The sequence below is a fragment of the Burkholderia sp. MSh2 genome (genome assembly GCF_000731655.1).
GTDB classification, from domain to species: Bacteria; Pseudomonadota; Gammaproteobacteria; order Burkholderiales; family Burkholderiaceae; genus Burkholderia; species Burkholderia paludis.
This window is the reverse complement of sequence record NZ_JPGM01000001.1, coordinates 48,315-65,935: the sequence shown is the minus strand read 5'-3', so window position 1 is coordinate 65,935 and position 17,621 is coordinate 48,315. Positions and strand designations below refer to the sequence as shown.

Here is a 17,621-nt window from a genome sequence, read left to right as displayed (position 1 = left end):
GAGCGCAGGTTAACGCCGGGATCATGCGGAACGGAAATAATCAATCCCGATTTGAATATCAGATTTGCATGGTTTGGGCGCGTCCGGGCAGCGCATACGCTGTGGGCTCGCGAACGATCGGGCGCGCGGGCGCCCGCGCGTTCCGTCCGTTTTGCCGGTTCCGCGGGCTCCGCGGGCGGCCGCGCCGCGCGGCGCTCGATCGCCGCGGTTGCGGCCCTTGCCGTGCTTGCCGCCTATCCGTCCGACCCAGGGAATTCGTCTCGATGTCCGCCAGCCTTGCCGCTTCCACGCCCTTGCCGCAGCCGCCGTCGCTGCGCCTTCTGCCCACCGACGATGCCGACGACGCACGCATCGCCGCGCTGCTCGACCGCCTCGCGCCGGAGCTGGCCGCCGATGCGGCCCGCAACGACGTCGACGGCCGTTTCCCGCACGAGAACTTCGCGCGGCTGCAGCGCGCGGGGCTGATCGCGCAGGTCGTGCCGCGCGAGCACGGCGGCGCCGGCGCGACGCTCGCGCGGGCGAGCCGGATCGTGGCCGCCGTCGCGCACGCGGACCCGGCGACCGCGCTGGTCTTGACGATGACCTATCTGCAGCATCGCGCGCTCGGCCGTGCCGACAACCGCTGGCCCGCGCAGGTGCGGCGCGCGGTGTTCGACAGCGCGGTGTCGCACGGGGCGCTGATCAACGCGCTGCGGGTCGAGCCCGCGCTCGGTTCGCCGTCGCGCGGCGGCCTGCCGGAAACCGTCGCGCGCCGCGACGGCGACGGCTGGCGCCTGTCCGGCCACAAGCTGTACAGCACCGGAATCCCGGCGCTGCGCTGGCTGGCCGTGTGGGCGCGCACCGACGAGCCGCAGCCGCGGGTCGGCGTGTTTCTCGTGCCGCGCGACCGCGACGCGGACGGCGATCGCATCCGCGTGATCGAAAGCTGGAATCACCTCGGCCTGCGAGCGTCAGGCAGCCACGAGGTCGTGTTCGACGACGTGCGGCTGCCGGCCGATCACGCGGTGGACGTCCGCGCGCCGGACGCCTGGGCCGTTTCGGCGGCAACCCATGCGGATGCCGACGCGCAGGCCGACCAGCAGGCGTGGATGGTCGCGCTGCTCGGCAGCCTGTACGACGCGGTGGCGCGCGCGTCGCGCGACTGGCTGACCGGGTTCGTGACGACCCGCGCGCCGAGCGGGCTGGGCGCGCCGCTCGCGACGCTGCCGCGCGTGCAGGAGGCGGTCGGCGAAATCGAGGGCTGGCTGCATGCGAACCGCGTGCTGCTGGACGACCACATCGCGCGCACCGATGCGGGCCATGCGCCGCCGGTCACGACGAGCGGCCTCGTGAAGCGGACCGTCACCGAGCATGCGATTCGGGCGGTCGAGCAGGCGCTGAAGCTGTCGGGCAATCACGGGCTGAGCCGGACCAACCCGCTCGAACGCCACTATCGCGACGTGCTGTGCAGCCGCGTGCATACGCCGCAGGACGACGCGATCGCGGTGGCGGCCGGGCGGGCGGTGCTGGAAGCGGTGAGCCGGGACGAGACGACGGCAGCGGCGGGCGGGGTGCCGGGCCGCGAGGCCGGACGCGGTCGAAGCGATGCATGAGCCGCGCCGGGCGGCCGCATGGGCCGGCCGGGCGGGGCGCTGCCGCCCTGCGCGGTCACGCCGCCTTGCCTTGAGCCTGCTCGGGCAGCGCGAACGCCGTGCGCGCATGCGCGGCGACGGCCGCGAGCGGCGCACCGAAACGGGCCGCATCGGGCCGGCGCAGCAGCCACAGATCGACCTGCGGCTTGAAGTCGGCGAGCGGCACGATGTCGAGCGCGTCGCGCAGCGGGCTGCCTTCGACGAGCGGCAGCGGCATCAGCCCGATGCCGAAGCCGTTCGCGACGCTCTGCAGTTGCAGGTCGCGGCTGTAGGTGTCGAGCGTGACCGGCATCGGCAGGCCCTGCGCGTCGAGCGCGCGCCGCAGGCCCGCGCGAAAGCCGCAGCCGTCGGGATTGAGCACCCAGCCGCGCGCGTGGCAATCGGCGAGCCGGTAGCTGCGCCGCGGCCAGTCGCCCTTGCGGCCGACCGCGACGAGCCGCGTGGCCAGCAGCCGTTCGCCTTCGACCTGGGCCGGCAGCGCCATCTCGCGCGCGAGGAACACGAGCGCCGCATCGAGTTCCCGGCGGGCGACGCGCTCGACGAGCATGCCGCCCCACGCGGTCGTGACCTGCGTCGCGAGCGCGGGCCATTGCGCGGCGAGCTCCGCGATCAGCGCGGGCAGCATCAGCTCGCCGAGCCCCTGCGTGAGCCCGATCCGGAATGCGCCGGCGGGCGGCTGCTCGCCGGCCGTCAACTCGCGCAGCGCGTCGACTTCGCGCAGGATCGCGCGACACTGCTCGAAGACCTGCCGGCCGATGTCGGTCGGGCGCGGCGGTTTCGTGTTGCGATCGAGCAGGATCACGCCGAGCGCTTCCTCGAGATTCTGGACGCGCCGCGTGATCGCGGGCTGCGTCATGCCGAGTTCGGCCGCGGCCTGGCTCAGGGTCTGGCAGCGGACGACCGCTGCAAAAGCATCGATATCGCTAATTTTCATGTTTGTTCTGCATGGTCTTTCGGGTGCATCATGACGATCCATCATATTCGGCATCATATTCGAGGAGCCAGCCGATGAGTACGCTTTCGCTGCATCGCACGCCGCTGCGTCCGTTCGTCGACGGTCTGGGCACGCTGCTCGCGTCCGGCGCGAACGAGGCGCGCATCCTGGACGAGGGCGGCGCGTTGCTCGCCGCGCTGGTCGAACGCGACGACTGGCTGCCCGACGCGTTCGCCGAGCCCGATCCGGCGCGCTACCGGCAATACCTGCTGCATCTCGATCCCGACGAGCGGTTTTCGGTCGTCAGCTTCGTGTGGGGGCCCGGCCAGACGACGCCGATCCACGACCACACCGTGTGGGGGCTGATCGGGATGCTGCGCGGCGGCGAGTACTCGCAGCCGTACCGGTTCGACGCGGCCGGCCGGCCCGTGCCGGCGGGCGACGCGGTGCGGCTGCAGCCCGGCGAGGTCGAGGCCGTGTCGCCGCGCATCGGCGACGTCCATCGCGTGACCAATGCGTTCGCCGACCGGGTGTCGATCAGCATCCACGTGTACGGCGCGAACATCGGCAAGGTCGAGCGCGCGGTGTACCTGGACGACGGCACCGTGAAGCCTTTCGTATCGGGGTATTCGAACGCCTGACGCCGGGCCCGCCCAGGCGGGGCCATGATTCGACCGTTCCGCATTTTTTCAACGACATCAACGTATTCGAGACACAGACACCGTGACGCAATCCGCCGATTCCACTTCCCGCTTTCCCGTCGCGTCGTACCAGGACGTGCGCGCGCGCCTGCTGGCCCGCGACGAGATCGCGCTGATCGACGTACGCGAGGAAGATCCGTACGCGCAGGGCCACCCGCTGTGGGCCGCCAATTTTCCGCTGTCGAAGCTCGAACTCGACGCGTGGACGCGGATTCCGCGCCGCGATACGCCGATCGTCGTGTTCGGCGAGGCGGGCGGCGAGGATCTCGCACCGCGCGCGGCCGCGCAGCTCGCGCGACTCGGCTACACCGACGTGCGGCTGCTCGACGGCGGCCTCGCGGGCTGGCTCGCCGCGGGCGGCGAGCTGTTCATCGACGTGAACGTGCCGAGCAAGTCGTTCGGCGAATGGGTCGAGGCCGAACGGCACACGCCGTCGCTGTCCGCGCAGGAGGTGCAGGCGCTGATCGACGCGAAGGCCGACGTCGTGATCGTCGATGCGCGCCGTTTCGACGAATACCAGACGATGAACATCCCGACCTCGACGAGCGTGCCGGGCGCGGAACTCGTGCTGCGCGTGCGCGCGCTCGCGCCGGACCCGGCGACGCAGGTGGTCGTCAACTGCGCGGGCCGCACGCGCAGCATCATCGGCACGCAGTCGCTGGTGAACGCGGGGCTGCCGAATCCGGTCGCCGCGCTGCGCAACGGCACGATCGGCTGGACGCTGGCGGGGCAGACGCTCGAGCGCGGCGCCGCGCGACGCTTTCCGGACGACATCGACGCGACGCAGCGCGCCGAGGCGCGCGCGGCGGCACGCGCGGTGGCCGAACGCGCGGGCGTGCCGCGCATCGCGCTGGCGGACGTCGCCGCGCTCGACGAGCCGGGCCGCACGCTGTACCGCTTCGACGTGCGCACGCCGGAGGAATACGAGGCCGGCCATCTGCCGGGTTTCCTGAGCACGCCGGGCGGCCAGCTCGTGCAGGAGACCGACCATCACGCCGCCGTGCGCGGCGCGCGGATCGTGCTCGCCGACGACGACGGCGTGCGGGCGGACATGACCGCATCGTGGCTCGCGCAGATGGGCTGGGACGTGCGGGTCGTCGAGCCGGCCGGCGCGCAGGCGTTCGGCGAGCGCGGCCAGCCGCCGCGCGACGTGCCGGCGACGCCGCCCGTGACCGACGTGTCGCCCGCGACGCTCGCGGGCTGGCTGAAGGAGGCCGCGCCCGGCGAGCTTGCGATCGTCGACGTGACGGCCAGCGCGAACTACGTGACGCGCCACGTTCCGGGCGCGTGGTTTGCCGTGCGCGCGCTGCTGCGCGACGCGCTCGCGGCGATTCCGCCCGCGCGGCGCTACGTGTTCACGTGCGGATCGAGCCTGCTCGCGCGCTTCGCGGCGGACGACGCCCGCGCGCTGCTGCCGGCATCCGCCGGCATTGCGGTGCTGACCGGCGGCACGGCCGCCTGGATCGAGGCCGGGCTGCCGCTCGAAAGCGGCGAGACGCGCCTCGCGTCACCGCGCATCGACCGCTACCGGCGCCCGTACGAAGGCACCGACAACGCGGCCGCCGCGATGCAGGCGTATCTCGACTGGGAATACGGGCTGGTCGACCAGTTGAAGCGCGACGGCACGCATCATTTCAACGTGATCTGACCGCTGCCGCGCCACCGGGCGCGGCGCGGCCTGCGATGCGCCGCGCCCTTGGCCGCGAACGGTTGGCGTCCGGCGCGCTCAGCGCTTGAACGTATCGACGGCCGTGCGGCCGACCGCCGGATCGTCGGTGAAGAAGCCGTCGATGCCCGCGCGCAGGTACGCCTGGATCTCGCGCACCGAGCCGGCGGTGTTGCGCGCGGCCGGCGTGCCGCTGTCCTTCAGCGATGCGGGCAGGAAGTTGTTCTCCGGGCGGAACGTGTACGGATGCACGACGAGGCCGGCCTCGTGCGCGTAGCGCACGTACGGCGTCGGCTGCTGCAGCGTGCCGTCCGCCGCGACCGTGATGATCGACGTCTTGTACGGGCCGACGCCGTTCGCATAGGTCGCGATCTCGCGCATGCCGTCGCGCGTCGACAGGTCGCCGTAGGTGCGCTTGTCGTTCGCTTTCACGAAGTCGTACGGGCGCTGGCCGGCTTCGTCCATCAACTGCACGAGCTTCCAGTTCGGCTGGCTCGACTTGATCCGGTTGCGGATCGCCTTCAGGTTCGCGACTTCGAACGACTGGATGTAGACGGTCGCGGTGCGGGCCGTGTACGAATCCTTCAGCAGCGCGTCGACGAGACGGTCTTCAAGCGGCAGGCCGATCGACTGGAAGTAGGTCGGATGCTTGGTCTCCGGATACAGGTGAATCGTGCGGCCGGTCTGCGCGGACATCTGCTTCGCGAGCGCGACGATCTCGTCGAAGGTCGGGATTTCGAACTGGTCGTTGTACGCGGTGTTCGCGGGGCGTACCTGCGGAATGCGCTCGCGGGCGCGCAGCGTCTTCAGTTCGGCGAGCGTGAAATCCTCGGTGAACCAGCCCGTCAGCTGCGTGCCGTCGATGGTCCTGGTCGCCTTGCGGTTCGCGAACTGCGGCAGCGTCGACACGTTGGTCGTGCCCGAGATCTCGTTCTCGTGGCGGGCGACGAGCACGCCGTCGCGGGTCGACACGAGATCGGGCTCGATCACGTCCGCGCCGTCCTCGATCGCCTTGCGGTACGACGCGAGCGTGTGTTCGGGGCGCAGCGCGCTCGCGCCGCGATGGCCGACCACCTGGACCTTCGCGGAAATCGGCCGGGTGGGATCGGCGCTCAGGTCGTCGCCGCCGCATGCGGCGAGCAGGAGGGCGGCGGCACAGGCGAACGGGATGCAGCGCAGGGCGGTCGGGCGCTTGAAGAGCATGTCGGTGAACCTTCGAAACGGGAGTCGGAAAAGGGCGGTCGCTCCGGCCGTGCAGCAGTCTGCCGTGCGACGCGGATTAGATCGGGACGCGATCGTCGCACCGAATAATTACATATGTATTACTTCATGCTTTCCATTTTGTTTTATCGGGGCGCGATACCCGTATCGGGGCCGGTCGGGGCGGCTCCGCGCGTGCGGCTTTCGGCGCGTCTCGGGCAGGCGGCGTGCCGGATGCACTAAACTTGCGGGAATTTTGCATCGCCGCGCCGGGGCCGACGCCCGTCCGGCGCGACGATGCGGCGACTCGCGGCCCGGCGCGGGCGTCCGGCGCCCGTCTGGGGCCGGGGCCCGCGCCGGCCGATTCTTCCCGATCCATGACGACCCGAACCGATTCCGCCTTCCTGCTCGGCGACCTGCTGAAGAATGTTTCCCGCTCCTTCTACCTGACGCTGCGCGTGCTGCCCGACGGCATGCGCGACCCGGTCGGCCTCGCGTACCTGCTCGCGCGCGCGGCCGACACGATCGCCGACACGGCGCTCGTCGCGCCCGATCGCCGGGCGGCGTTGCTGACCGACCTGCGCAACGAGATCGAGCGGCTCGGCGACGGCGCGGCGCTGGCGCGCTCGCTCGACGACGTGACGCGGATGCAGACCGATTCGCACGAACTGGTGCTGCTCGGCTCGATGGAGCCGATGCTCGCGCTGCTGCGCACCCAGCCGGAAGCGGACAGCGCGTCGATCCGCAAGGTGGTCGCGACGCTGACGGCCGGGATGGAGTTCGACCTGCGCACCTTCCCGGACGAGCAGTCGGGGCAGGTCGCGTCGTTGCCGACGCGCGACGCGCTCGATCGCTACACGTATCTCGTCGCCGGCTGCGTGGGCGAGTTCTGGACCGACATGACGGGCATGCATACGCGTGCCGCGCGGCGCTGGGACTTGCCGGACATGCGCGAGAAGGGCATCCGGTTCGGCAAGGCGTTGCAGATGACCAACATCCTGCGCGATTGCGCGAAGGATCTGCGCATCGGCCGCTGCTACCTGCCCGACGACGTGCTGGGCGGGCACGGGCTGGGCGTTGCCGACCTGATGTCGTCCGACGCGTCGGCGCGCGCGCGCGGCGTGCTGGTCGACCTGCTGCGCGTGACGCTCGACCAGTATCGCGACGCGTGCCTGTATACGCTCGCGATCCCGCGCCGCTTCGTGCGGCTGCGGCTCGCGTGCCTGTGGCCGATCATGATCGGCCTCGAAACGCTCGAACTGCTGGCCGCCCACGACGCGTGGCTCGATCCGGCCAGGCCGGCCAAGGTGCCGAGAAAGCGCATCTACCGGATCATGGCCTCGTCGCTCGCGCTCGTCGGCTCGAATGCGGCGATCCGGGCGCGCACGGGCGCGCTCGCCGCTGCGGTGAACGCGCGGCTCGTGCAGCCCGCGGCGCGCTGAACGATGCCGGCACGCCAGGTGCCGGCGTCGCCCCCTCGGCCCGCGCTCGCTGGGCCGTTCCTGTCCGATTTCCCCAACACCCGCTGAAACGTTTTCATTATTTCGTTTCGCGAAACGTGGGTGTCATGAACGTCGGCGATCCTGCGCGGCGACGTGAATCGCAGCGTCAGCCGCGATCACGTTTTTGTAAGAAGATATTTCGCCGAAGGCATCTGACGACATCCGACGGAGCGCGTTGCACCCGTAAAAATGTAAAGCTAGGGTTTTCACCGGGAAATGCCGGAAAGGCCCGCCAGTCAAGCGTTTCAAGGTGTTACGTAACCGTTTGGTGAACCCGCGCGTTGCGTCGATCATACGATGACCGACTGCACAGGTTGGGAAACAATTGGTAATCCGTCAGAATCGCGTCGGCATGTACTCGCACATGTGTCAGTCACAAAACCACACCACAAAAGAAATCATTCTTTGAGGACGGAGAATCAATGAAAAAGCGCGTCGCTGTCGCCATGACGGCAGCTGGCCTTGCAGCCGCTACCGCCGCCCACGCCCAGAGCAGCGTAACCCTGTACGGTATCGTCGATAACGGTATCGCCTACCAGAACAACTCGTCGGCGACCGGCGCGACCACGGGTGGTCACTCGAAGGTGCAGATGTCCACCGGCGTGTGGGCAGGCAGCCGCTTCGGCCTGAAGGGCAGCGAAGATCTCGGCGGCGGCACGAAGGCGATTTTCCAGTTGGAAGCGGGCGTCAACACGGCTAACGGCTCGTCGCAGTGGACCAACGGCATCTTCACGCGTCAGGCATGGGTCGGTATGACCAACGCCACGTACGGTACGCTGACGGCCGGCCGTCAGTACACGGCGTACTACACGCTGCTGTCGCCGTACAGCCCGACGACCTGGCTGACGGGCTACTACGGCGCGCACCCGGGCGATATCGACTCGCTGGATACCAGCTACCGCGCGAACAACTCGCTCGTGTACATGTCGCCGAAGTTCTACGGCTTCACGGTCGGCGGTTCGTACTCGTTCGGCGGCGTCGCGGGCGCGACGAACCGCGGCTCGACGTGGAGCGCGGCGGTCCAGTACCTGAACGGCCCGGCAGGCATCGCGGTCGGCTATCAGAAGGTCAACAACGCGTCGCTCGGCGGCGGCGCATGGGGCGCGAACTCGACCACGCAGAACGGCCTGAACGCGGCAGGTACCAACGGCGTCGAGCCGGCGGTGTCGTCGATCAACAACGGCTACCAGTACGCGCAGTCGCAACAGCGCGTGGCGGTCACGGCTGGCTACCAGTTCACGCCGTCGTGGGACATTTCGGCGTCGTTCTCGAACGTGCAGTACATCCCGGGCACGCTGTCGGGCTTCAAGAACACGGCGATCTTCAACACGGCAGGCGCCGTGCTGCACTGGAAGGCATCGGCTCAGTGGGACTTCGCGGCAGGCTACTCGTACACGGCGGCAACGCAGTCGAACGGCATCACCAGCTCGGCCAAGTACCACCAGGTCACGGTGTCGCAGTACTACAGCCTGTCGAAGCGCACGGGCCTGTACGCAGTTGAGGCTTACCAGCACGCAAGCGGCAACACGCTGACCCCGACGGGCGGCATCATCGCCGCTACGACGTCGATCGGCGACGGCGTGGGCGCAGGTTCGAAGCAGAACCAGATCGGCCTCGGCGTCGGTCTGATCCACCGCTTCTGATGTCGCGCGGCGCGCGAGCGCCGCTTGCGGCAGGCGGTATGAAAAACCGGCCTTCGGGCCGGTTTTTTTATTGGGTGCGCTGGTTTGCGTGCATGTGTGCATGCGGGATTGCGTGACCGGCCGCCGTCGAACGGAAGCGGTCGGCGATGAAAGCCGGGTCTGACGCACGGTTGCGCATAGCTCGTCGGCATCCTGCCCGTTTCAGCGCCGTCCGGCGCGATCACTGCGCCGCGTCTTCCGTCCAGCTCCCCGCCAGTGCCTGAAACAACGCCGCCGTATCCGTCAGCCGGTCGGCTTGCGCCCGCGTACGGTCGAGCGCGGCCTGCAACGCCTGCCGCTGTGCGTCGAGCAGGTCGAACGTACTGATCCCGCCCGCCGCGTAACGATCGGCCGCGATGGCGTTGCTTGCCGTCGCTTCCCGTGCGGCCGTGTCTCGCGCCTGCAACGCGGCCGCGTCGTGTTCGACCGCGCGCAGCGCGTCGGCCACCTGCTGCAGCGCTTCCAGCACGGTTTCGCGATAGCTCGCGAACGCGGCGTCGTACGCGGCCTCGGCCGCACGCTTCTTCGCGTGCAGTTCGCCGCCGTGAAAGAGCGGCTGCGTCAGGCCGAGCCCGACGTTCCACACGTTGAGCCCGCTCACGATATCCGCGATGCGCGTGCGCTCCGAGCCGATCCCCGCGGAAATCGAAAAACGCGGATACAGGTTCGCGGTGGCCACGCCGACGTTTGCGCTCGCCTGGTGCAGCACGGCTTCGGCCGCGCGGATGTCGGGCCGTTCGCGCGCGAGCGTCGACGGCAGCGCGACGGGCAACGTACGCGGCAACGCGAGCGCATCGAGCGGGAGGTCGGGCAGCGCCGCGTCGGACGGCGGCGTGCCGAGCAGGATCGCGAGCCGGTGGCCGGCCTGCGCGAGGCGCGCCGCGAGCGGCGGCAGCGACGCCTGCGTTTGCGCGAGCAGCACGCGTTGCCCGTGCACGTCGGCCCGCGACACGCCGCCCGCCGCGAAGCGCGCGTCGACGATGCGCAACTGTCGCGCCTGCGCGTCGACGAGCTGCCGCGTGAGCGCGACCTGCCGCGCCAGCGACGCGCGCAGGATCGCGGTGGCGACGACGTTGCCCGCGAGCGTCAGGCGCGCGGCGTCGAGCGTGTACGCCTGGTAGTCGACCTGCGCGCGCAGCGCTTCGAGCGCGCGCCGGTTGCCGCCGAATACGTCGAGCACGTACGACACGCTCACCGATGCGTCGTACAGCGTGAACGGCCCCGGGTTCGGCACGTTGGCCGGCAAGCCGAACGCGGTCGTATCGACCTTCTCGCGCGTGGCGGACAGGTTCGCGTCGACACTCGGCAGCATCGTCGCACCGGCCTCGGCCGCATGGTTCTGCCGCGCTTCGTCGAGCCGCGCGCGGGCTTCGGCGAGCGTCGGGCTGTCTTGCCAGGCGGTGTCGACGAGCCGGTTGAGCGCGTCGGAGCCGAACTGCGTCCACCAGCGCCGTGGCGTGTGCGCGGCGGACGCGAAGGTTTGCGCGTCGCCGGCCGGCCCGCCGGCGGCGGCCGTCGTCGCCGGCATCGCGTCGTGCGTGTAGTGCGGCGTGGCCGGCGCATCCGGCTGGCGGAAATCCGGCCCGACCGCGCAGCCGGCGACGAGCAGCGCGACGGCGGCCAGCGTGCAGCGGCGGGCGGCGAAAGCGGTGCGATGCGAGGCCGGTTTCATCGTCGGGTCCTAGTCGAGCGTGCGCCGGTAAAAGCGCAGCGCGACACCCATCACGACGACGGTGAACAGCGCGACGGGCCACACCGACGGCCACAGGTCGGTCCAGCCGTTGCCTTTCAGCAGGATGCCGCGCACGAGCCGGTTGAAGTAGGTGAGCGGCAGCAGGTTGCCGATGAACTGCGCCCACTTCGGCATCCCGGCGAACGGGAACATGAAGCCCGACAGCAGGATGTTCGGCAGGAAGTAGAACACCGCGAGCTGCATCGCCTGCAACTGGTTCTGCGCGAGCGACGACAGCGTGATGCCGACCGTCAGGTTCGCGGCGATGAACAGCAGCGCGGACAGGTAGATCGCGAACACGCCGCCGACGAACGGCACCTCGAACACGAAGCGGGCGGCCGCCAGAATGATCGACACCTGGATCAGCCCGATCAGCACGTACGGGATGATCTTGCCCGTCATCACCTCGAGCGGCCGCACGGGCGTCGCGAGCAGGTTCTCCATCGTGCCGCGCTCGCGTTCGCGCGTGATCGCGAGGCCCGTCATCATCACCATCGTCATCGTCAGGATCACGCCCATCAGGCCCGGTACGACGTTGTATTGCGTGATGCCCTCGGGGTTGTACAGCCGGTGCAGCACCACGTCGAACGCGGCCGGGCGGCCGTTCAGGTGCGCGAGCGGGCCCGTCAGGTCCTTGTCCGCGACGGGCTGCACGAGGCCCGTCAGCGCGCCGATCGCCGACGCGGTCGCGACGGGATCGGTCGCGTCCGCCTCGACGAGCAGCGACGGGCGCTCGCCGCGCAGCAGCCGGCGCGAGAAATCGGCCGGAACGCTCAGCACGAACAGCACTTCGCCGCGTGCGAGCGCGCGCCGGCCGGCCGCCTCGTCGGGCAGCGTCGCGACGAGGTCGAAGTACGCGGAATTGCGCATCGCGGCGACGAAGCTGCGCGCGAACGGGCTCGCGTCGGCGACGATCACCGCGGTCGGCAGGTGCTTCGGATCGGTGTTGATCGCGAAGCCGAACAGCGCGAGCTGGATGATCGGCACGCCGACGATCATCGCGAACGTCACGCGGTCGCGGCGCAGCTGCAGGAATTCCTTCAGCACGATGCTCCACCAGCGCGCGACCGAGAACGATTCGCGCAGGCGTACCCACGCGTTCATGACGATGCTCCGTCGGGCGGCCGGGACGCGTGCCCCATCATGTAGATGAAGACGTCCTCGAGCCCGGTGTCGATCGGCGCGACCTGCAGCGCCGCAGCGCCGTCCGCGTGCGCGGCGACCTGCGCGAGCGTCGCGTCGAGGCGCACGCGATCGCGGCCGCTCACGTGCAGCGCCGAGCCGAACACGACCGTCTGGTCGACGCCCGGCATCGTGCGCAGCCGCGCGGACAGTTCGGCCAGGCGCGCGCCGGTGATCGCGCGGGTCGCGAGCCCCTGCGACGCGACGATCTCAGCGGCGGTGCCTTGCGCCAGCAGCTCGCCGTACGCGATGTACGCGAGCTTGTGGCAGCGCTCGGCTTCATCCATGTAGTGCGTGCTGACGAGCACCGAAATGCCCTGCGCGGCGAGCCGGTGCAGTTCTTCCCAGAAGTCGCGGCGCGCGGCCGGGTCGACGCCCGCGGTCGGCTCGTCGAGCAGCAGCAGCTCCGGTTCGTGCAGCATGCACGCGGCCAGCGCGAGACGCTGCTTCCAGCCGCCCGACAGCGCGCTCGTGAGCTGGTCCGCGCGGCTTGCGAGGCCGAGCCCGTCGAGGGCGCGCGCGACGGCCGCCTTGCGGTCGGGCATGCCGTACACGCGGGCGACGAAGTCCAGGTTCTCGCGGATCGACAGGTCTTCCCAGTACGAGAAGCGCTGCGTCATGTAGCCGACGCGCCGCTTGATCTGCGCGCTGTCGCGCACGATGTCGTAGCCGAGGCAGGTGCCGCTGCCCGAGTCGGGCGTGAGCAGGCCGCACATCATCCGGATCGAGGTGGTCTTGCCGCTGCCGTTCGGCCCGAGAAAGCCGAAGATCTCGCCGCGCGCGACGCGCAGCGACACGTCCTTGACGACGTGCTTGTCGCCGAAGCGCTTGTTCAGGCGATCGACGTCGATCGCGTACGGCGCGCCCGGCGCGTTCATCGCACCCTCACGGCGACGGGCTGGCCGGGGTGCAGCTTCGGCGCGTCGGCCATGGCGGGGCGCGCCTCGATCATGAACACGAGCTTGGTGCGGCTCTCGTTGCTGTAGATCACGGGCGGCGTGTATTCGGCCTCGCTCGACACGTACGTGATGCGCGCGGGCACGTCGGCGGCGCAGCCGTCGCAGTGAATCGCGACCGTCCGGCCGGGCGCGAGCGATGCGATCGCGGCTTCCGGCACGAAGAAGCGCACCTTCAGGTTTTGCGGCGGCAGCATCTGTACTACCGGATTGCCGGCCGGGACCCATTCGCCGACGCGGTACAGCGTGTCGTACACGCGCCCGGCGGCCGGCGCGGCGACGCGCTTCTGGTCGAGCTTCCATTGCGCATCGGCGACCGCCGCCTGCGCGGCTTCGACCTGTGCGGCCTGCGCGGCGACCTGCTGCGCGCGGCCCGGCAGGTGCGCGACGTCGACCTGGTGACGCAGTTCGCGCTCCTGCGCGGCGGTGGTCCGCGCGGACGTGCGCGAATCGTCGAGCTGCTGTTGCGACAGGCCGCCGGCCGCGTACTGGCGTTCGTCGCGCGCGAGTTGCGCGGCGGCGCGCGCGGCCTGCGCGGCGGCCTGGGCGAGTTGCGCCTGCGTGACCGCGACTTCCGGCGGGCGCTTGCCGGTCTGCAGGTCGGCAAGTTGCGCGCGGGCGGCGGCGAGCTGGTGTTGCGCCTGCCGCAGCAAGGCCGCTTCGCTGACGGCTTCGAGCGAGAACGCGGGCGTGCCCGCGGCGACGGCCTGGCCGCGTTCGACCGCCAACTGCGTCAGCGTGCCCGACTGCGACGACGACAGGTACACGAATTCGCCCTCGACATAGCCCTGGTAGGTCGCGCCGTCGTCCGTCGACCGTCCGCAGCCGGCGAGCAGCGCAACGGCCGCGGCCAGCGCGAGCGGCCATGCGCGGACGGCGTTCACGACGCGCTCCGCGGCGGGCGCGCCCGCGTGTGACGCGCGGCGGCCGGCGGCTGCATGCCGGACCCGAGCAGCGCGCGGACGTGGCGGTGCAGCACGTCGCGGTCGATCGGCGGCAGGCCGCGTACGCTTTGCCACAGTTTCGCGGTCGCGAGCGGCAGCATCACGAGCGCGAGGATCGAATGGAACAGGAACGCGGGCTCGAGCGCGGGGTTCAGCGTGCCGGCCTGCTGGGCGCCGCGGATGCGCTCGGCGAAGCGCCCGACATGGTCGAGCGGAATGCGCCGGACCATCCGCTCGCGCAGCAGCCCGCCTTCATGGACGATCTCGCGCAGCCAGATCGACGGCAGCCACGGCATGCGGCGCGTGACGTCGAAGAAGCGGTCGACGAGCTCGGAGACGAGCGCGAACGGATCGTTTTCGATCTGCGGCTCGGTCGGCCGCCACACGAACGCGATGGCCTGCGCGAGCCGCTCCTCGACGATCGCGTCGAGCAGTTGCTCGCGATTCGTGAAGTAGTAGTGGACCATCGCCGACGTGACGCCGGCGGCGGCGGCGATCTGCGCGACCGTCGTCGCGGCGATGCCGCGCTCGGCGAACAGTTGCGTCGCCACGTCCAGCATGTGGTTGCGCAGGTCGAAGTCGTCGACCGACGGGCGGCGCCCGCGCGGCCTGGCGGCGATGGATTTCGCGTTCATGCAGTCGAAGCTAATTGACGGGTTAGTTAATTTCAAGGAAGAACCGTCGCCGTTGTTGATCGAGATCAGGCGGGCGTCGAACAGGGACGCGGGAGAGAGGGGGCGCGGCGGCGGGCGGGGCGGCGTGGCGTGCGTGTAGGGAGTGGCTAACGAAAACCGGCGGAGAGGTGGCGGAGAGGCGATGGTGAACCGGCTGGGCAGCCGGTTGCGAAGCCGGGGGCTGAGCCGATGGCGCGCCCCCCGTCATGCGGTCATTGATCGATCGGCGACGTCAGTGGCGCATGTTCGCCGGTCAGGCCGAATACGACGAGCTGCGCGGGCTCGGTCGCGCTCGCGTTGCGGGACACCTGGTGGCGCGAGCCCGGCGCTTCGTACCAGCCTTCGCCGGCGCGGTAGCGGTGCAGCGGGCCGCCGTTCACCTGCGACAGCACTTCGCCCTTCGACACGACCGCGAACACCGAGCCGAGGTGCCGGTGCGCTTCGGAGGCCTGGCCGGGCGCATAGTCGACGGTCGCGACGACCGCGAGCTTGCCGGGCGCTTCGGGCACGGCCTGCTGCATGATCGTGTGCACGTTGTCGCCGGCGTCGTGCGCCCGGGCGGCGGCCGGCAGCAGCGCGGCGCCGGCCGCGAACCAGGCGCACAGGGCGGCGCGCGTGAGCGTGGAGCGGGTCATCGTCGTCTCCTTACTCGGGCATCTTGCGGAACGCGATCGCCAGGCGGTTCCACGAGTTGATGGTGGCGATCAGCATCGACAGGTCGAACAGCTCCTCGTCGCTGAAATGCGGCTTCACGGCTTCCCAGACGGCGTCGGGGACGTGGTTGCCGGCGACCAGCGTCAGCGCCTCGGTCCATTCCAGCGCGGCGCGTTCGCGCTCGGTGAAGAACGGCGTTTCGCGCCACGTGACGACGGTGGCGAGACGGCGGTCGGTTTCGCCGCCCTTGCGCGCGTCGGACGTGTGCATGTCGACGCAGAACGCGCAGCCGTTGATCTGCGACGCGCGCAGGCGGACGAGTTCGGCGAGCGGCTTCTCGATCGAGCACTTGGCGAGGAATTCCTCGGCGTTGCGCATCACCTTGATCGCATTCGGGCTGGCGGCATAGAAGTTCAGGCGCGGTTGCATGGCGGGTCCTTTTTCGGTTGGTGCGCACGGTGGCGCGACAGGACCTACTTTAAGACGCGCACTGGCCTGCTTGAATGACCAATTTCATGAAAATTCAGGTAACCAGTATCCGGCCATCGAAGCCGTTCGCACCCAGCAGCCCGGCCAGCGTCGCGAGCGCCGCGTCGATGCGCAGCGCGTCGATGCCGCCATAGCCGAACAGCAGCCCCGGCCGCACCGGCACGCCGACATGGAACGCCGAGATGCCGTACAGGCCGATATCCTGCGCGCGGGCCGCGCGCACCACCGCCGCTTCGTCGAGCCCCGGCTTCAGATGGGCGGCGAGGTGGATGCCGGCAGTCGGCACGATCGCGTCGAACCACGGCGCGAGTTCGCCGCGCAGATGCGCGATCAGCATCTTGCGGCGCGCGTCGTAGTGCTTCTGCATGCGCTTCAGGTGCCGCGCGAAATCGCCTTCGAGCATGAAGCGCGCGAGCGCCGCCTGCGTGAGCGTGCATGTGTGCCAGTCGACGATCTGCTTCGCCTTGGCCAGCGCGCCGCGCAGCGCGTGCGGCGGAATCGCGTAGCCGATCCGCAGCTCCGGAAAGATCGTTTTCGAGAACGTGCCGACGTAGGCGACGAGGCCGGTGCGGTCCAGGCTTTTCAGCGACTCCACCGGCCGGCCTTCGAAGCGGAATTCGCCGTCGTAGTCGTCCTCGATGATGACCGCGCGGCGGCGCTGCGCCCACTCGAGCAGCGCGACGCGCCGGTCGAGCGTCATCGGCATCCCGAGCGGGAACTGGTGCGACGGCGTCACGTAGACGAGGCGCGCGTCGTCGGGCAGCCGTTCCGTGACGAGCCCGTGCGCATCGACCGGCACGCCGATCACCGTCGCGCCGAGCGACGCGAACGCGGCGCGGGCGGGCGGATAGCCGGGATCCTCGACCGCGACGACGTCGCCGGGCCGCACGACGACGCGGGCGATCAGGTCGAGCGCCTGCTGGGCGCCCTGCGTGACGAGCACGTCGTTCCAGGTGCACGCCACCGCGCGGCTGAACGCGACGTAGCGCGCGATCGCGCCGCGCAACTGCGGATCGCCGGCCGGGTCGTGGTACTGGCCGGGGCCGCGCGCCTGCTGGCGCAGCGCGTGATGCAGGCAGCGCCGCCACGCGTCGAACGGGAACAGCGCCTTGTCGGTCACGCCGCCGCGAAAGTCGGAGCCGGGTGTGTCCTGCGGCGCGGGCATCGAGAGCGTGTCGGGCAGGTCGCGCCACAGCGCGCGCGCATCGACCGCGTCGATGCGCGGCGTGTCCTCGACGATCGACGGCGTGGACATCGCCGCCGCGTGCGGCACGCGCGCGAGGCCGTTGGCGACGAAGGTGCCGTCGCCGGCGCGCGTATTCAGGTAGCCCTCGGCGACGAGGCGCTCGAATGCGTCGAGCGTCGTCTTGCGCGAGACGCCGAGCTGTTTCGCCAGGTCGCGGGTCGACGGCAGCCGCGCGCCGCCCTCAAGACGCCCGTCGACGATCGCGGTGCGCAGTTGCCGGAAGATCTGCCCCGTCAGGTCGTGACGGCCTTCGATGCGGATGGCGATGTCCATCGCGGTGGTTACCTCGATCAAGGGGGATTCTGTGTGAATCAGCATACCGGAAGTCGCGGCGGCGAGCGGTGGCGTGGGGCCTGATAGTCCGACGGCTCGACAGACCGGCAGACCGGCAGACCGGCGGGGCGCGGATGCCGGCGGCGTGGGCGAAG

General features: G+C 70.3%; 15 protein-coding genes. 5 read left to right on the top strand and 10 right to left on the bottom strand.

The genetic code is table 11. The features are described from left to right. The first annotated feature begins 263 nt into the window (after positions 1–263). Positions 264–1,592, top strand: coding sequence for an acyl-CoA dehydrogenase family protein (locus tag GQ57_RS00285; protein ID WP_034196730.1), 1,329 nt, complete (start codon positions 264–266; stop codon positions 1,590–1,592). Positions 1,593–1,647: 55 nt separating this feature from the next. On the opposite strand, the gene GQ57_RS00280 is transcribed toward GQ57_RS00285, so the two are convergent. Continuing rightward, positions 1,648–2,622: a LysR family transcriptional regulator gene (locus tag GQ57_RS00280; RefSeq protein ID WP_174923047.1), complete on the bottom strand. Its 975-nt coding sequence runs from the start codon at positions 2,620–2,622 to the stop codon at positions 1,648–1,650. Between the two features lie 17 nt (positions 2,623–2,639). On the opposite strand from GQ57_RS00280, the gene GQ57_RS00275 reads away from it, so the two are divergent. Both GQ57_RS00275 and GQ57_RS00270 read left to right on the top strand, forming a co-directional pair. Then, complete coding sequence (locus GQ57_RS00275; RefSeq protein ID WP_034196728.1) at positions 2,640–3,206, top strand: cysteine dioxygenase; 567 nt, start codon at positions 2,640–2,642, stop codon at positions 3,204–3,206. A gap of 82 nt (positions 3,207–3,288) precedes the next feature. Continuing rightward, complete coding sequence (locus GQ57_RS00270) at positions 3,289–4,914, top strand: rhodanese-related sulfurtransferase (protein ID WP_034196727.1); 1,626 nt, start codon at positions 3,289–3,291, stop codon at positions 4,912–4,914. A gap of 78 nt (positions 4,915–4,992) precedes the next feature. Here GQ57_RS00270 and GQ57_RS00265 read toward each other — a convergent pair whose 3' ends face one another. After that, the gene (locus GQ57_RS00265) at positions 4,993–6,135 is read right to left on the bottom strand and encodes a glycerophosphodiester phosphodiesterase (RefSeq protein WP_031396707.1); all 1,143 of its coding nucleotides are present in this window, start codon (positions 6,133–6,135) and stop codon (positions 4,993–4,995) included. A 374-nt stretch (positions 6,136–6,509) separates the two neighbouring features. Between GQ57_RS00265 and GQ57_RS00260 the strand changes: the two genes are divergently transcribed. Then, the gene (locus GQ57_RS00260) at positions 6,510–7,574 is read left to right on the top strand and encodes a phytoene/squalene synthase family protein (RefSeq protein ID WP_031396706.1); all 1,065 of its coding nucleotides are present in this window, start codon (positions 6,510–6,512) and stop codon (positions 7,572–7,574) included. 482 nt (positions 7,575–8,056) lie between these two features. Next, positions 8,057–9,277 (top strand): porin, encoded by a 1,221-nt coding sequence (locus GQ57_RS00255; RefSeq protein ID WP_034196726.1) that lies wholly within the window; start codon positions 8,057–8,059, stop codon positions 9,275–9,277. Between the two features lie 220 nt (positions 9,278–9,497). On the opposite strand, the gene GQ57_RS00250 is transcribed toward GQ57_RS00255, so the two are convergent. The 8 genes from GQ57_RS00250 to pdxR form a co-directional block, all read right to left on the bottom strand. After that, positions 9,498–10,988, bottom strand: a complete 1,491-nt coding sequence (locus tag GQ57_RS00250; protein ID WP_034196725.1) for an efflux transporter outer membrane subunit — start codon at positions 10,986–10,988, stop codon at positions 9,498–9,500. 9 nt (positions 10,989–10,997) lie between these two features. Then, on the bottom strand, positions 10,998–12,152 hold the full coding sequence (locus GQ57_RS00245; protein WP_031396703.1) for an ABC transporter permease: 1,155 nt from the start codon (positions 12,150–12,152) through the stop codon (positions 10,998–11,000). Further along, on the bottom strand, positions 12,149–13,108 hold the full coding sequence (locus tag GQ57_RS00240; RefSeq protein WP_034196724.1) for an ABC transporter ATP-binding protein: 960 nt from the start codon (positions 13,106–13,108) through the stop codon (positions 12,149–12,151). Before GQ57_RS00240 ends, GQ57_RS00245 begins: the two co-directional genes overlap by 4 nt. Continuing rightward, complete coding sequence (locus GQ57_RS00235; protein WP_034196723.1) at positions 13,105–14,070, bottom strand: HlyD family secretion protein; 966 nt, start codon at positions 14,068–14,070, stop codon at positions 13,105–13,107. The genes GQ57_RS00240 and GQ57_RS00235 overlap by 4 nt, the downstream gene beginning before the upstream one ends. Next, on the bottom strand, positions 14,067–14,765 hold the full coding sequence (locus GQ57_RS00230; protein ID WP_034196722.1) for a TetR/AcrR family transcriptional regulator: 699 nt from the start codon (positions 14,763–14,765) through the stop codon (positions 14,067–14,069). Before GQ57_RS00230 ends, GQ57_RS00235 begins: the two co-directional genes overlap by 4 nt. Positions 14,766–15,016: 251 nt before the next feature. After that, positions 15,017–15,439 carry a cupin domain-containing protein gene (locus tag GQ57_RS00225; RefSeq protein ID WP_034196721.1) on the bottom strand — a complete coding sequence of 141 codons (423 nt, stop codon included), beginning with the start codon at positions 15,437–15,439 and terminating at the stop codon, positions 15,017–15,019. Positions 15,440–15,449: 10 nt separating this feature from the next. After that, a complete protein-coding gene (locus GQ57_RS00220; protein ID WP_034196720.1) occupies positions 15,450–15,887 on the bottom strand; it encodes a carboxymuconolactone decarboxylase family protein in 438 nt (145 codons plus the stop codon). 94 nt (positions 15,888–15,981) lie between these two features. Then, on the bottom strand, positions 15,982–17,466 hold the full coding sequence (pdxR, locus tag GQ57_RS00215) for a MocR-like pyridoxine biosynthesis transcription factor PdxR (RefSeq protein ID WP_034196719.1): 1,485 nt from the start codon (positions 17,464–17,466) through the stop codon (positions 15,982–15,984). Positions 17,467–17,621: the final 155 nt, after the last annotated feature.

Bases quoted from the DNA above. Each gene is read 5' to 3' on its own strand.
- GQ57_RS00230 (WP_034196722.1), bottom strand. From the start codon at position 14,765: ATGAACGCGAAATCCATCGCCGCCAGGCCGCGCGGGCGCCGCCCGTCG.
- pdxR (WP_034196719.1), bottom strand. From the start codon at position 17,466: ATGGACATCGCCATCCGCATCGAAGGCCGTCACGACCTGACGGGGCAG.
- GQ57_RS00250 (WP_034196725.1), bottom strand. From the start codon at position 10,988: ATGAAACCGGCCTCGCATCGCACCGCTTTCGCCGCCCGCCGCTGCACG.
- GQ57_RS00225 (WP_034196721.1), bottom strand. From the start codon at position 15,439: ATGACCCGCTCCACGCTCACGCGCGCCGCCCTGTGCGCCTGGTTCGCG.
- GQ57_RS00255 (WP_034196726.1), top strand. From the start codon at position 8,057: ATGAAAAAGCGCGTCGCTGTCGCCATGACGGCAGCTGGCCTTGCAGCC.
- GQ57_RS00285 (WP_034196730.1), top strand. From the start codon at position 264: ATGTCCGCCAGCCTTGCCGCTTCCACGCCCTTGCCGCAGCCGCCGTCG.
- GQ57_RS00245 (WP_031396703.1), bottom strand. From the start codon at position 12,152: ATGAACGCGTGGGTACGCCTGCGCGAATCGTTCTCGGTCGCGCGCTGG.
- GQ57_RS00275 (WP_034196728.1), top strand. From the start codon at position 2,640: ATGAGTACGCTTTCGCTGCATCGCACGCCGCTGCGTCCGTTCGTCGAC.
- GQ57_RS00240 (WP_034196724.1), bottom strand. From the start codon at position 13,108: ATGAACGCGCCGGGCGCGCCGTACGCGATCGACGTCGATCGCCTGAAC.
- GQ57_RS00220 (WP_034196720.1), bottom strand. From the start codon at position 15,887: ATGCAACCGCGCCTGAACTTCTATGCCGCCAGCCCGAATGCGATCAAG.
- GQ57_RS00265 (WP_031396707.1), bottom strand. From the start codon at position 6,135: ATGCTCTTCAAGCGCCCGACCGCCCTGCGCTGCATCCCGTTCGCCTGT.
- GQ57_RS00260 (WP_031396706.1), top strand. From the start codon at position 6,510: ATGACGACCCGAACCGATTCCGCCTTCCTGCTCGGCGACCTGCTGAAG.
- GQ57_RS00280 (WP_174923047.1), bottom strand. From the start codon at position 2,622: ATGATGCCGAATATGATGGATCGTCATGATGCACCCGAAAGACCATGC.